Here is a 14,259-nt window from a genome sequence, read left to right as displayed (position 1 = left end):
CCGGCTCCGGCCAGCGATTTTGCGCCATCACCCCGGCCTTGCCGCAAGCCCCCCTGTCCGCTATACGTTGGAAGGGGAACGGAGCAGTTGCTCCTCCTTATTCTTTCCCATAGCCATCCGTGGGTGCGGGCTCGCGACCGTTAGTCAACGAGGCCCGGTACCCAATTGTTCCGGTCGCCGTTTCTTCGAGGTTCGCCTCGCCGTTGTCACGCCAGTGTGGCTGTCGAGGCCGACAGCCACACTGGCGTGACGCGCGAGACCAAGGCACGCGCGAATCAGGCCTGCACGGCCCCGAGCGTGATCTGGGTGGTCTGCGAGTCGCCCGACGGATCTTCGTACGTCAACGTCACCTGGTCGCCGGGGGCCTTCGACCGGACCGCGGCGATGAGCGCTTCCGGCCCGTCGATCGGACGGTCGTCGATCTTGGTGATGACCATCCCGCTGCGCAGCCCCGCCTGCGCGGCCGGGCCACCGTTGGCGACACCGGCGATCGCGGCGCCGTTGGCACCGCCAGCAGTGCTGAGCTGCACGCCCAGCGACGCGTGCTGGACCGTGCCCGTCGAGATCAGTTCGTCGGCAATGCGTTTGGCCTGGTCCACCGGTATCGCGAAACCCAATCCGATCGAACCGCTTTGCGCCCCACCGGAACCCTGTCCGCCGCCGAGGGACGCGATTGCCGAGTTGACGCCGATCAACTCGCCGTTCATGTTCACCAGGGCACCGCCGGAGTTACCCGGGTTGATCGCGGCATCCGTCTGGATCGCGTTCATCACCGAGGCCTGGCCCGTCTCCTCGTCACCGGTGGCCACGGGACGGTCCAGGGCGCTGATGATGCCCGTCGTCACGGTGCCCTGCAGTCCCAGCGGGGAGCCGATCGCCACGACGTCCTGGCCGACCTTGAGGTCCTTCGACGATCCGATCGCGATCGGGGTGAGTCCCGAAACCCCCTCGGCGCGGACCACGGCCAGGTCATCGGCCGGGTCCGTCCCGATCACGGTGAACGGCGCGGTGCGACCATCCGAGAAGGTGACCGTGGCCTGCGGAGCCGCAGCAGTGCGCGCCGTCGGCGTGTCCGATCCGGGACCGAACAGGCCGCCGAACGGATCCTGGCCGTCCGAGCCCATCGGCCCACCGAAGCCGGGCAGCGAGCCTTGTTGCGAGGCAGCCTCTTTGGCCGCGGCCACCACGTGATTGTTGGTGAGGATCATGCCGTCCGGGCTGATGACGATGCCCGACCCCTCGGCACTTCCCTGGCCAAGGTCGATCTGCAGCTTCACCACGCTCGGCAGTACCTTCGCCGAGACCTGCTCGACCGAACCGTTCGGCGCTGCCGCCGCGGGAAGCCGCGGGACGTCAGCCGGCTGCGGCGCGGTCGCTGCCGGTGTCGCGGAGTTTGCCGCCGGCTGAGCTTCGTGGTTGACCACCGCGATGCCCGCCACCGCACCAGACGTCACCGCAACGGCAGCCATGCCTGCGACGAGCGCGCCGACGCGGCTCCGGGATCGCTTCTGCGGCTGATCATCATGGGGGAATTGCACCGGGATGCGTTGTGTGTCATCGATATCCGCGGATCCTTCCGGGAACGGCGGCTGCGAGATGGCGTGCGCACCGCCGTACCTCCGATAGCCTTCCCGCGACCACGGGCTCGGATACTGCTTTCTCGCACGATGTCCCGGAGCCGCCCCATAATTGTCCGGAGACGGCGGGTACTCTGGCCGATGCGTCATGGCGTACGTTCTTCTTCCTCTAAAAGTCGACGACGAGCTGCGCGGCCGCGCCGCGCTCTCCTCCAAGGTGCCCGTGTTCGCTGAGGGTGTGCTGAGAAGACGTTCTGCGCACGCCAAGACTTTGCCGAGAGCTTCAGGGATGTTGCGGCTGCCACAAAGGGGGGCCAGTCGCCCGATCCAACCGATCGTCATCGCCGAGCCCAAACCCGGGGGCTAATTCACCCCGACCGCATGCATCGTCGCCGAACTCCAAGAACTGGGCCGACAGTCAGCCCGCTGAGGATAGGCTGCGCAGATGCGTCCTCTGGTCTTCCTCGATACAGAGACGACCGGCCTGCACAGAGACCGGCAACCATGGGAGATCGCCCTGATTCGCCGTGACGATGCGGGCGACACCCGGATCGTGCTGTACATCGACGTGGCCGATCTCGATCTCGCCGCGGCCGAACCCGCAGGCCTGCGCATCAGCCGATTCTCGAGTCGGCACCCCCAGGTGGTGTACGGATCCATCCACCTGCCTTCGGTGTACCGCGAGCGTGACGCCGCGGCGATCGTTCGCGAATGGACGCTGGACGCGACCATTGTCGGTGTAGTGCCGAGCTTCGACACGTACTGTCTGACGACCATGCTGGCGCGCCACCACCTGAGCCCGGCATGGTGCCCCGATGTCGTCGACGTCGTTCCGATGGCAGCACGCATCATCCGAAGATGCGGCCGCATTCCGGAAACGGATCACGTCCGGCTGTCTCAGCAGTGCGGCGTGCGGCCCCCGGGTGCCAGTCACCGCCACACCGCGCTCGGCGACGCTCGCTGGGCGATGCGCTGGTACGACAACCTCGACGCCCGCCTGGTCAACGAGGTGGCGCGATAGCCGGGCAGCCCGTTCAACTGAGGGTCGAGTGGGTTCCGGTCTGTCTCGCCCGGCGTTGCACCGCGGCGATTTCCCGCAGCCCCTCACTGAGCAGGCTGCGGTTCAGCGGCGAAAGCTCACCGATGGTGACCACATCGTTGGGCGTGCGACTGTCGGCGATCAAGTCGACCTGATGGGCCATCCTGATGCGCTGCAGCATCACGAAAACCTCGGTAAGCGTGCGGGAATCGCGACCGGTCAGCGCTCCGGAGCCGGCTGCCGCAGCGAGCCGGGCCGGCGTCGACGCCGAGGTCACATCAGCTGTCAGACCACCCCACCGGGCCAGGTTCACGATCGGAGTCACCGCATGGGTCTTCAGATCGAAGGTGCCGCCACGCCGCGATAGCACATCACGCAACGACCACGTCCGTACCTTGCCGGACAAGGCATCGAGCAGTTGCAGCCGTAGCGCGTTCGGGTGGGTGTCGCGGATCCGCCGGAATACCTTGGGCACTGTGTGCAGCGCGGTATTCCCCCACACCACCCGCCCGTCGATCAACAGCGAGGACAGGATCAAACCCTTGCCGCGCAAGGGATCGTCGAGCCAGCGTTCGGCGGCGCGGGCCCAATCGGAGGCCGACCTGGCGAACGCCATTTTCGAAGCGACCGCGCCGTTGCTGTCGGCGGGCAAGCCGCAGCCGTCGAGAATGGCGTGTGTGCGTGCCGCGACGGCACGCAACTGGGCGCATTCGGCGTCGCACGCGTCGCTCCAGCTGAGTGCACTGTCGACGTCCGATGACGGCATGGCCTCGCGCCGGGCGATGCTGCCGAGCGTGAGCCACGCGAACTGCCCCTGTGTAGGCCCCGGCGCCGCCTCGGCCAGCGCGAAATCAAGTGCTTTGCGTACCAACGCATCCAGCACGATCGACGCGATGCTGCTGGCGGCCGAAGCCTTGGTCCCGTTGCGAAACAGGTTCACCGCGATCTGAGTGACCTCGGGGCCGAGCAACTGCAGTGCGGCGGCGTCCGGCGCCTGCGCGATCGCCCGGCGCAGTATGAAGCTCTGCCGTGCCGACGCTGCCAGCAGGTCGGCGTCTTCGAGCACCCCGACCACCTCGCCGCGCGGCGAGGTCACCGGCATATGCCGCAGCCCACGCTCGAGCATGTCGAGCAGCACCGTCTCCGCGGTCCGGTCGGCCGTCACGGTTTGTGCGGGCGCACTCATCACTTCGGTGATGTCGACGGTGACCGGGAGTCCCGCGGCCACCACCCGGGACCGTAGGTCGCGGTCGGTGAAGATGCCGACGCCGCCGTCGGGTAACCGGATCAAGGCATAGGACACGCGGCGTTCGGTCATCTGCACGACGGCTTCGCGCACCGACACCCCGGGATCGACGATCAGCACGTCACCGCGCACCAGTTCCCCGACGGGCCGCGAATCGCTCGCCACCACCAGCGGAGCGTGCGTCTGCGGTGTGGCAGACGACGCGAGGAACCGCAGTCCGGCCGGCTTGGCGAACTGCGCGCGCACCAGTTCCCCGGGCAGCCGGATGGCGGCCGTGGGTTCGGTTGCGCGGGCAAGGAATTCGATGCCGCCGCCGGTGAGCATTGCGACGTACCCGAAAATTCCTCCGGGCTCGATGGTGTCGAACACCTGGCCGTCGTCGACCGCCCGGAGCGAGACCGAACCCGACTGGACCATCCAGATGTCGTCAGGGACGCGCCGGGAGAAGTCCTCGATCAGCGCACCAGCCTCGTAGTGCTCCAGCGACGAAGCCGCCGCCAGTTCACGCAGCTCGGCGTCACTGGCGGTCTGGAACGGCGGGTGCGCGCCCAGGAAAGCCGCCAGCGCCCCCGGAGATCCCGCCGATCCGGAAGATGCAGTCACTCAGCCATCGTGCCTGACGTCAGGTCACGCGAAGCAGATCGACGCATTTCTCCGCCATCGTCATCACGGTGATGTTCGGGTTCACGGCGGGCAGCTTCGGCATCGCCGAGGCGTCGACGACCCGCAACCGCGAGACTCCCTTGACCCGCAACTGCGGATCCAGGACTGCCATCGGGTCATCGACCGCACCCATGCGGGCCGTACCCGCCGGGTGGTACACCGTGTTGTGGGTGCGATGGACGTAGTCGAGCAACTCGTCGTCGGTGACGGCGTCGGGCCCTGGCGCAAGCTCACGGGCCACCCATGCGCGCAGTGGCGCCTGCTCGGCAATCTCGCGCGCCAGCTTGACACCGGCGAGCATGATCCGTTCGTCGTAGCCGTCGGGATCGGTGAAGTAGCGCGGGTCGACCTTCGGCCGGTCCCGGAAGTCGCGGCTGCGCAGCCGCACTGTGCCACGTGAATGTCCCTGTGTGACATTCGGTGTGAGACAGAACCCGTTGTCGGTGGTCGGGTATCCATGCCGCAACGTGTTCATGTCGAACGGGACACTGCCGTAGTGCATCATCAGGTCCGGCTGGAGCAGGCCCTCGTCGACGGTGGTGAACAGCCCGATCTCCCACCACTGTGTCGACGTACGCACCATGGGCTGCGAGGCCTCCCAGAACACCAGGCCCTCGACGTGGTCGTCGAGGTTCGAACCCACGCCCCGCGAATCAGCGCGTACCGCGATCCCGAACTCCCGAAGATGTTCGGCCGGGCCGATTCCCGAGAGCATCAAAAGCTTCGGCGTGTCGATGGCGCCGGCAGTGACGATCACCTCACGGCTCGCCGACACGGTGTCGTACCCGGTGAGGTCGGGCCGCTGGTAGCGCACCCCGGTGGCGTTGTTCTGGTCGTCGAACAGGATCTCCGACACCCAGCAACCCGTACGCACGTCGAGATTGGACCGCTGGCCCAGGACCGGATGCAGATAGGCGTGTGAGGACGACATCCTCGTGCCGTCCTCGGCCGCGTTGATCTGGAACCAGCCGGCGCCGTTGCGCACCGTCTCGCCCCGGTTGAACGCCACGGTGGGCATACCGACCATGGCGGCCGCCTCCAGCACGGCCGCGCCGCACGGGTCGTTGGGCGGTACGTCACGCAACCGCACCGGTCCGGAGCGACCGTGGAAATCACCAGGGGCGTCGTTGTTCTCGACTCGGGCCACCAGCGGCAGGATCTCGGCGGCACTCCAGCCGGTCGCGCCCATCTTCACCCACTCGTCCAGACCCTCCGCCGGCGGCCAGAATGCGATACAGGAATTGTGCGAAGAACATCCGCCCAGCACCTTCGCGCGGGCGTGGCGCATGAAGGAGTTGCCCTTTTCCTGGGGCTCGACCGGGTAGTCCCAGTCGTAGCCCGAATCGAGCAGATGCATCCAAGCCGCCAGTTCGAGGATGTTGCGGTCATCCACGTCCGAGGGCCCGGCCTCCAGCAGACACACTCTGACGTTCGGATCCTCCGACAGTCGTGCAGCGACGATACAACCCGCGGTGCCACCGCCGGCCACCACGTAGTCGTAGGTAGAGTTCGGCGCCGGCTGAGTATCGACCATGATTGGATCAACTCCTTGAAAGTGAACTGGTAAAGGAAGATTGGCGTCAGTGCACGCTGTCGATCTGGTTCGTTATGGGTTTGTCGTCGGGCTTCGGCACGGGACTGTTGACCGGTGATTCTCCGATCACCGCCGCATGGGAGGCCAGCGTGCCAATGTGGTTGCGTCCCTTGACGAAGTACCAGAGCAGGCCGAGGCCGAGAATGATGCCGATGTAGACGAAGGCGCCCCACGTGTTGTACCAGGGGTCGCCGTAGATGGCGACGCGGGGCCACGCGAGGTTGATCGCCATCCCGACACCCCACAGAACCGCGAAGATGTTGACCGCCAAACCCCAACGGCCCATGGTGAAGTAGTTGCCCTCTTTGAGATCGGCCGGCGGCCACTGACCTTGCAGACGCTTCTTGAGCATCGGCCCGGTGACCATCAGGTACGCGAGGTAGATCATGATGATGGCGATGGACGTCAGCACCGTGAACACCTTGGGCTGGCCGAGGTTGACCACCAGGATCAGCGCCGAGATCACCCCGATCACGATGGCCGGGACAACAGGTGCCTGGGTCTTCGGATGCACGCGCGCGAGCTTCTCGCCGAACGGCAGCGCGTTGTCGCGAGCCATCGCGAACGTGAGCCGGATCGCCGCGGTGTGCACGGCCAGCGAGCACACCGTCACCGCCACCACGATGCAGATCAGGAAGATCTTGCCGAGCGGGCCCCACATGACCTGTTCGACGATGTACTGCAGGCTGCCTTCGGGGCTGCCCAGAAGTGGATCATTGAGGTCAGGCGCCGACATGACGGCGAACACCAGGATCGCGCCGCCGATCACGAATGAGGCCAGGATCGCGCGCAGGATCGCCTTTGGTGCGGTGCGGCGCGGCTCGACGGTTTCCTCACCCAGCGAGCTTGCGGTGTCGAACCCGTACATCACGTACAGCGACGCGAGCGAGGCCACCAAGAATGCACCCATGAAGCCGCCGGGCAGATCCGCGCCGTAACCGTGCGTCGAGAAAAACACGTCGGGCCCGCGTTTGATGTTGAACGCGAGGATGACGGCGATCAGCACCGCTGCGATCAGTTCGATGAACACGCCGGCGCTGTTGATCATCGCCATGAGGCGCACACCGAACGCGTTGACCGTCGTGGTGAACGCGATCAGGATGACGCCGAGGATGATGGCGTTGGCGGCGAAATCGTATTGACCGGTGCCGTCGCCGACGATCTGGAAGCCGCTCCACAACCGCGGCAGATTGAGCTGCAACGCCAGGACGACCGCTGACAATGTGACGATCGACGCGGTCAGCATCAGCCAACCGGAACTCCAGCCGACCAGCCGGCTGCCGAGTTTCTTGGACCAGTTGTAGACCGAACCCGCCACCGGGTATTTCGCGGAGAGCTCCATGAAGCACAGCGCGACGGCCATCTGCCCGATGAACACCATGGGCCATGACCACAGATATGCGGGTCCGGCGTTGCCGAAACCCACGTAGAAGAGCTGGAAAGTGCCGGTCAGGATGGAGATATAGCTGACTCCCGCGGCGAAACTCGCGAATTTGCCGATGCTGCGGTCCAGGGATTCCTTGTAGCCGAAATCCTCGAGACCGCCGCTGTCACTTTCCGCATCAGTCACGTTGCGCGTCATGATGTCCCTGTCTCTAGCCGTCGTTGCGCGCACCGAACCAGCCCGCAGGCTTAGGCTCGGTGTTCTGCCAGATGTGTTTGAGTTCTTGGTATTCCGCGAGACCGCTGGGCCCCAGCTCACGGCCGTTGCCGGACTTCCCGAATCCGCCCCACTCCGCCGCGGCGGTGTAGTACCCGAAGTCGTTCAGCCACACCGTGCCGTGCCGCAGTGCGCGCACCACACGTTCGCCCCGCGCCGGATCGGAGGTCCGTACCCCCGCCGCGAGACCGTACTGCGTGTCATTGCCGAGCATGATCGCCTCGGCCTCGTCGGTGAATCGCTCCACCGTGAGAATCGGACCGAAGGTTTCCTCCGACACGATCCGCATCGAGCGATCGCACCGGTCGAAAATCGTCGGTAGGTAGAAGTAACCGTCGCCCAGCGCCGGATCGCTCGGCCGGGCACCTCCGACGATCAGCTTCGCACCCTCTGAAATACCGAGGGCCACATAGGATTCCACCTTCTCGAGGTGCTGCTTGGAAACCAGCGGCCCGGTCTCACTCGCCGGGTCGGTGCCGTCGCCCATCCGGATGGCCGCTGCCCGCTCGGCGAGCGCGGCGACGAAGTCGTCGGCGATAGACTCCTCGACGATCAGCCGGGTTCCCGCCGAGCACACCTGGCCCGAGTGCAGGAACACCCCGGTGAGCACCTGGTCCACGGCGGCCTCCCAGGCATCTCCCGTTCCGATGTCGGCAAACACGATGTGCGGATTCTTTCCGCCGAGTTCGAGCGCCACCTTGCTGACATGGTCGGCGGCACTCCTCGCGATGTACTGTCCCGTGGTCAGACCGCCGGTGAACGAGATGAAGTCGACGTCGGGATTGTCGGTGAGCGCCGCACCCACGGCCGCCCCGCTGCCCTGGATCAGATTGAGCACGCCCGCGGGCACGCCGGCCTCCTGCGCCAACCGTACGAACGCGATCGTGGACAGCGGTGTCACCTCGCTGGGCTTGGCGACCATGGTGCATCCCGCGGCCAGCGCCGGCGCGATCTTCCAGGAGATCTGCAGCAGCGGGTAGTTCCACGGCGCGATGAGCACGCACACCCCGATGGGCTCGCGCACCACGCGACTGATCACACCTGCGTCGCCCACATCCACCAACCGATCGGCCTGGGTCGCCACCAGCCGTGCGTAGTATCGAAACACCGAGACGACGTCGTCGATGTCAATCCGACTCTCGGCCAGGGTTTTGCCGGTGTCGGCGGTCTCCAGTTCGGCAAGGGACTCCTTGTCTCGCACGAGCAGGTCGGCGATCCGATCGAGCAGCGCCGCGCGCTCGGACACCGGCGTCGCCGGCCACTCCCCCGCGTCGAAGGTCGTGCGCGCCGCGGCCACCGCGGCCAGGGCGTCGTCATGGGTGGCCTCGTCGACCGTGGCGATCACCGTGCCGTTCGCGGGATTGACGATCTTTCGCACCCCACCGTCGGCGGCGTGGCGCCACTGCGACCCGATCAGCAGATCTGGTTCTGTGTTCAACGTTGCCTCCTCGGCTTACCGGCCGGCACCGCGTTCGGCGGGTCCACTTCACACTTGTGAGGCCGAGCACAGTCACCCCTCTCGGCCTCAGCTCGATCTCATAGCCGATTAATATATTTAGTGGCGATCAATGGCGGATCAAATTGTCGCATTTTCATTCCGGGCCCGGCCGACCCATCTGCCGGCGTCACCGAAATGCTTGGGCGCCAACCTGATCGCTTCCGCTGAGATTCGCGCGAGGAACGGCATCGACCCCAGTTGCCCACCGGGGCCGATGCCTTCCTTGATGGTGTGCCGGCCCGACGGGCCTCTCCGCCCCAGGCGCCGTACTCGCCGGACACCGCGCCGAGCGCCGCCCGCCTGCAGACCCGGCTGGATCGCCGGACCGGCAGGCAGACTTCACACGGCGAGCTTGTCGCGCAACCAGTCGTGGAACGCCCCGATGTGGTGCTCGCTGGGCACCAGCACGCCGCCGTCACGATAGACTCGCGAATCCATTGCGGGCTGGCAACGTTCACACGCATCGAAGTCCTGCTGATTGACCCGGTGAAACAGCTCCACCGACCGGCTGACGTCTCGGCCCGATTCGACGACGTGCGGCAGGTACAGCCAGTCACACTCCACGATTGTGCGATCGGCGGCCATGGGGAACATCCGGTGCACGATCACGTGGTCGGGCACGAGGTTGACGAACACCTGCGGACGGACGGTGATGGCGTAGTAGCGGCGGTCCTGCTCTTCCGTCACACCGGGGATATGGTCGAGCCCTTCGGATCCGTCGACGGTGAATCCCTTGACGTCCTCGCCGAATTCGGCGCCATGGCCGACGTAGTACTGCGCGGCGTAGCCGTCGGCGAACTCGGGCAGAACCTCAGTCAGTTCCGGATGGATCGTGGCGCAGTGGTAACACTCCATGAAGTTCTCGATGATGAGCTTCCAGTTGGCCTTGACGTCGTAGACGATCCGGCGGCCCACGCTCAGATCGGCAACGGTGTAGTGATCGATGGATTCGACGTCACCCAGGCGGTCGACGATCTCTTGCATGACGGTGTCTTCGAACGACGGCGGCTCGTCGGCAAGGCAGACCCACACATACCCCAGCCATTCCTTGACCGCGATCTTGCGTAGTCCGTATTCCACGCGGTCGATGTCGGGCATCTTGGTCAGGTTCGGCGCGGCGACCAGCTTGCCGTCGAGATCGTAAGTCCATGCGTGGTAAGGGCATTGGAACGCACGCTTGACCTCGCCGCTGTCTTCCGTACACAGCCGGGCACCCCGATGCCTGCACAGGTTGAAGAATGCGTTGACGTCGCCCTTGCGTGATCTGGTCACCAGAACGCTCTCACGGCCGACCTGCACCGTTTTGAAGGCGCCTGGTTTGTCCAGATCCGACGCCCGCACGACGCAGAACCACATCGTTTCGAAGATCTTCTCCTGCTCGAGCGCGAAGACCTCGGGGTGCGTGTAGTAGTGGCCGGCCAGGGTCGAGATGAGACTCTCGGGCAACGTGGTAGCTGGCGTTGTCACTTGACTCCTCTGGTTCTTGGTTGGTGGGCTGGGTCTAGACGGTTGTGGGCGCGGTGGCGAGCTGACGCCGCCATCGGGTGAACAGACGCGGCTGATCGACGCCGAGGACCGCGACGACGCGGCCGTCACGGCGGTATGCAGCCAGGAAGCAGTGGTCGTCGCAGCTGCCTTCCTCGATGGTGATCTCGTCGTCGGGACGGGCTATGCCGGCGAATTGAATCCGGGAGCCGTACTGGTCGGACCAGAAGTACGGCGGCTTCACGGGCACGCCGTGGTCGAGTCCGCCGGAGAGCAACGTGGTGACCGCGATCGCCGGTCGTTCCAGCGCGCCGGTCCAGTGCTCGACGCGGTGCACCGCACCGGTGGAGGCGTCAAGCCAAGCCGCGCAATCCCCGACCGCGACGACGTTGGGAATCGTTGTCTGGCCGTGGGATCCGCACAGCACGCCGTTGCCGAGCTCCAGACCGGTGCCCGCGAGCCATTCGATGTTGGGGATACCGCCGATTCCGACCACCACGACGTCGGCGGGCAGATGGCGCCCGTCGGTGAGATCGACACCGGTGACGCGTCCCGTCGCACCCTCGCCCCGAAGGACGCGATGCTGACCGGTAAGGCCGGCAACGCCCACGCCGCAGATCAGGTTCGTCCCGTTCGCCGTGTGCGCGGCCGCGACAACGGCCCCCAGCCGCTGGCCCAGCTGGACCTGCAACGGCGTCGGGGCGGCCTCGACGATCGTCACGTCCAGTCCCAGCTTTCTCGCGGTCGACGCCACTTCTGCGCCGATGAATCCGGCGCCGATGACGACCAGCCGGGCGCCGGGACGAAGATCGTCCCGCAACGCGACGGCGTCGTCGACCGTGCGGATCACGTGGACACCGGTCATGGCTTCGCATCCGGGCCACCGCCGCGCACGCGAACCGGTGGCGATCACCACCCCATCGGCCTGCACCCGGGTTCCATCGGCGAGTTCGACAGCGCCGCAAGAGGTGTCAAGCTTGGTCGCGGCAGCGCCGAGCCGCCATTCCGCATCGAGATCGTCGTCGTCGGACTCGAGCGCCAAGTCCGCCTCGGTCATGGTCCCGGAAAGGAATTCCTTCGACAGCGGAGGCCGGTCGTACGGTCGCCTCGTCTCGTCGCCGACGACAGTCACGCGTCCGTCAAATCCTTTGGCCCGCAGGGCGCGAGCCGCCGACAGACCGGCCAGTGACGCACCGACGATAGCGATGTGCTTCACGAGTTGCTGCCTTCGGCCAGGCGCGCGCGGATGTCGGGTGGCAGGTTCGGCTTGTCGTTGCTCAGTTCGACGCGAATGATCCCGTCTTGGACCACCACTGCATGCGTGCGGACCGGTAGTTTCGCCGGCGGCGCATCCACGGCACCGGTCCGAAGGTTGAACCGCGACGCGTGCAGCGGGCACTCAACCTCGCAGCCTTCCAACCAACCGTCTGCCAGTGACGCGTCCTGATGCGAACACGTGTCATCGATCGCGAACACCTCGCCGTCTTCGGTGTGGAACACCGCGATGGGCGGATCGGCTTCGACCCGACGCGCCTCGCCGGGTGGCAACTCCGAAAGCGGACAGATCTCGAGCATGGTGCGGGCCTCTCACTCGCGGATTGGTGCGTATAGAGAAACAGAATTCGTATTACGCAACAGTGTGGGCCTAGTCACAGGCCCTGTCAATAGGACGGATGTTGGATGTTGAACAGGCAAATGCCGACGTCAGCGGGCCGACCGAGGATTCGACGCGCGACTGCGGATGCGGCAAAGGACGACGCACCAGCCTCGCCGGTTTTCACCGCGAGGCAGGTACCCGCGACGTCCGATCGGGTTACTTTTGTCCGCTGGGGACGGTTTCGCGCGCGCCGGTGATCAGGGGATCGCGGGACACGTCCAGATAGAGCGATACACACATGCCGACCATCACGAAGACGAACGGCGCAGCGACGATGATCGTCATGGTCTGCAGGCCGTTGAGCGCGTCGTTGCCGCCCGCCCACAGCATCAGGGCCGCCACCGCGCCGGTACTCAGGCCCCAGAAGGCAACTGCCCACCGCGATGGGAACAGCGACCCGCTTTGCGACAGTGTCCCCATCACCATCGACGCGGCGTCCGCACCGGAAACGAAGAAGATCGCCACGAGCGCCATGACGAGTAGCGATGACAATCCGGCCAACGGTAGGTGGTCGAGCATGCCGAACAACGTCGATTCCGGCTCGCCCGTGCCGTACACGTCGATGGCGTCGCGCTGCTGGCCGATGCCCGCGCCGCCGAAAATGACGAACCAGATCAGGCTCACGGTGGTGGGCACAAAAATCACGCCGACGACGAACTGGCGAATCGTCCGGCCCCGACTGATGCGGGCCAGGAACATACCCACGAAGGGTGTCCACGAGATCCACCACGCCCAGTAGAAGATGGTCCACGTCGACAACCAGGCCTCGGTCTCAGGACCGTCGGCCGCTGAACGAGCCGACATTGCCGCGAGATTCGCAGCGTAGTCACCGAGGGCAGTGGGCAGCAGATTGAGGATGAAAACGGTTGGCCCCAACACGAATACGAACACGGCAAGGATCAGTGCGAGCACCATGTTGATGTTCGACAGCCACTGAATGCCGCGCGAAACGCCGGACACCGCAGAGGCGACGAATGCGAAGGTGAGCAACCCGACCACGGTCACCAACAGCAACGTGCCTGCTTGTTCGACCCAGCCGACGACCTCGATACCCGAACCGATCTGAAGGGCGCCGAGCCCGAGTGAGGCGGCGGTGCCGAACATGGTGGCGAAGATGGCGAGGATGTCGATGAGTTTCCCGATCGGGCCTTCGACCCGCCTGATACCGAGCAGCGATGCAAACGATGAACTGATGAGCTGCCGGCGGCCCATCCGGTAGCTGCCGTAGGCGATCGACAGGCCGACCACCGCGTACATCGACCACGGGTGGAATCCCCAGTGGAACAACGAGGTGGCGAGCGCGGTGCCCGCCTTCGAATCCGCCAGTCCGGGAGGCGGATTGACAAAATGTGTCAGCGGTTCGGTGACACCCCAGAAGATCAGGCCGATACCCATACCGGCGCTGAACATCATCGCGATCCAGCTGACGGTGTGGAACTCGGGCTTCTCGTCATCGGCGCCGAGCGGAATGCGACCGTACCGGCTCATCGCAAGCCAAACCGCGAACAGGACAAAGCAAGTCGCGGTGATGATGAACAGCCAGCCGAGGTTGCCGACCACCCAATCCAGGAGCGTGGCCATTGTGGATTGGAACGATGCCGGCCAGATCAAGCCCCAGCCGAGGATGACGAGCACCAGGACGGCGGCGACCCCGAACACGGCCTTGTCGGTGACGGCTCGCCGAGCACACAGCGGTACATCGAGCTCGTCGTCGTCCTGCCCTTCAGGTATGGGGATGCCCGGCCCCGGAAACGTCTCATGAAGCCGCGCCTTGATCTCGGCTTCGAGCGAACCGTCTTTCTGTCGTGTCACGTCAAACTCCTGAGGCTGAACGCCTGTG

The 14,259-nt window shown here is 65.6% G+C and carries 10 protein-coding genes; 1 reads left to right on the top strand and 9 read right to left on the bottom strand.

Features of this window, described 5'->3' with window-relative positions; all coding sequences use genetic code 11:
- Positions 1–275: 275 nt before the first annotated feature.
- On the bottom strand, positions 276–1,469 hold the full coding sequence (locus AWC31_RS15830) for a trypsin-like peptidase domain-containing protein (RefSeq protein WP_374214016.1): 1,194 nt from the start codon (positions 1,467–1,469) through the stop codon (positions 276–278).
- 553 nt (positions 1,470–2,022) lie between these two features.
- On the opposite strand from AWC31_RS15830, the gene AWC31_RS15820 reads away from it, so the two are divergent.
- Complete coding sequence (locus AWC31_RS15820; protein ID WP_085145090.1) at positions 2,023–2,598, top strand: 3'-5' exonuclease family protein; 576 nt, start codon at positions 2,023–2,025, stop codon at positions 2,596–2,598.
- Positions 2,599–2,611: 13 nt separating this feature from the next.
- On the opposite strand, the gene AWC31_RS15815 is transcribed toward AWC31_RS15820, so the two are convergent.
- From AWC31_RS15815 to AWC31_RS15780, 8 genes are all read right to left on the bottom strand, one after another.
- On the bottom strand, positions 2,612–4,465 hold the full coding sequence (locus AWC31_RS15815; protein WP_085145089.1) for a DUF294 nucleotidyltransferase-like domain-containing protein: 1,854 nt from the start codon (positions 4,463–4,465) through the stop codon (positions 2,612–2,614).
- A gap of 19 nt (positions 4,466–4,484) precedes the next feature.
- Positions 4,485–6,059 carry a GMC family oxidoreductase gene (locus AWC31_RS15810; RefSeq protein ID WP_085145088.1) on the bottom strand — a complete coding sequence of 525 codons (1,575 nt, stop codon included), beginning with the start codon at positions 6,057–6,059 and terminating at the stop codon, positions 4,485–4,487.
- Positions 6,060–6,105: 46 nt separating this feature from the next.
- A complete protein-coding gene (locus tag AWC31_RS15805; protein WP_085145087.1) occupies positions 6,106–7,701 on the bottom strand; it encodes an APC family permease in 1,596 nt (531 codons plus the stop codon).
- 13 nt (positions 7,702–7,714) lie between these two features.
- Positions 7,715–9,217: an aldehyde dehydrogenase family protein gene (locus tag AWC31_RS15800; RefSeq protein WP_085145086.1), complete on the bottom strand. Its 1,503-nt coding sequence runs from the start codon at positions 9,215–9,217 to the stop codon at positions 7,715–7,717.
- Between the two features lie 399 nt (positions 9,218–9,616).
- Positions 9,617–10,744, bottom strand: a complete 1,128-nt coding sequence (locus AWC31_RS15795) for an aromatic ring-hydroxylating oxygenase subunit alpha (RefSeq protein ID WP_085145085.1) — start codon at positions 10,742–10,744, stop codon at positions 9,617–9,619.
- 34 nt (positions 10,745–10,778) lie between these two features.
- Complete coding sequence (locus AWC31_RS15790) at positions 10,779–11,978, bottom strand: NAD(P)/FAD-dependent oxidoreductase (RefSeq protein ID WP_207626363.1); 1,200 nt, start codon at positions 11,976–11,978, stop codon at positions 10,779–10,781.
- On the bottom strand, positions 11,975–12,337 hold the full coding sequence (locus AWC31_RS15785) for a bifunctional 3-phenylpropionate/cinnamic acid dioxygenase ferredoxin subunit (protein WP_085145084.1): 363 nt from the start codon (positions 12,335–12,337) through the stop codon (positions 11,975–11,977). The genes AWC31_RS15790 and AWC31_RS15785 overlap by 4 nt, the downstream gene beginning before the upstream one ends.
- 238 nt (positions 12,338–12,575) lie before the next feature.
- The gene (locus AWC31_RS15780) at positions 12,576–14,111 is read right to left on the bottom strand and encodes a BCCT family transporter (protein ID WP_234816899.1); all 1,536 of its coding nucleotides are present in this window, start codon (positions 14,109–14,111) and stop codon (positions 12,576–12,578) included.
- Between the last annotated feature and the right edge of the window lie 148 nt (positions 14,112–14,259).

The organism is Mycolicibacterium wolinskyi (assembly GCF_002101965.1).
GTDB classification, from domain to species: domain Bacteria; phylum Actinomycetota; class Actinomycetes; order Mycobacteriales; family Mycobacteriaceae; genus Mycobacterium; species Mycobacterium wolinskyi.
The sequence above is the reverse complement of the archived record's forward strand: the minus strand, read 5'-3'. Positions and strand labels throughout refer to the sequence as shown.

Coding starts and splice junctions, on each gene's coding strand:
- AWC31_RS15820 (WP_085145090.1), top strand. CDS start 2,023: ATGCGTCCTCTGGTCTTCCTCGATACAGAGACGACCGGCCTGCACAGA.
- AWC31_RS15830 (WP_374214016.1), bottom strand. CDS start 1,469: ATGGCTGCCGTTGCGGTGACGTCTGGTGCGGTGGCGGGCATCGCGGTG.
- AWC31_RS15810 (WP_085145088.1), bottom strand. CDS start 6,059: ATGGTCGATACTCAGCCGGCGCCGAACTCTACCTACGACTACGTGGTG.
- AWC31_RS15805 (WP_085145087.1), bottom strand. CDS start 7,701: ATGACGCGCAACGTGACTGATGCGGAAAGTGACAGCGGCGGTCTCGAG.
- AWC31_RS15785 (WP_085145084.1), bottom strand. CDS start 12,337: ATGCTCGAGATCTGTCCGCTTTCGGAGTTGCCACCCGGCGAGGCGCGT.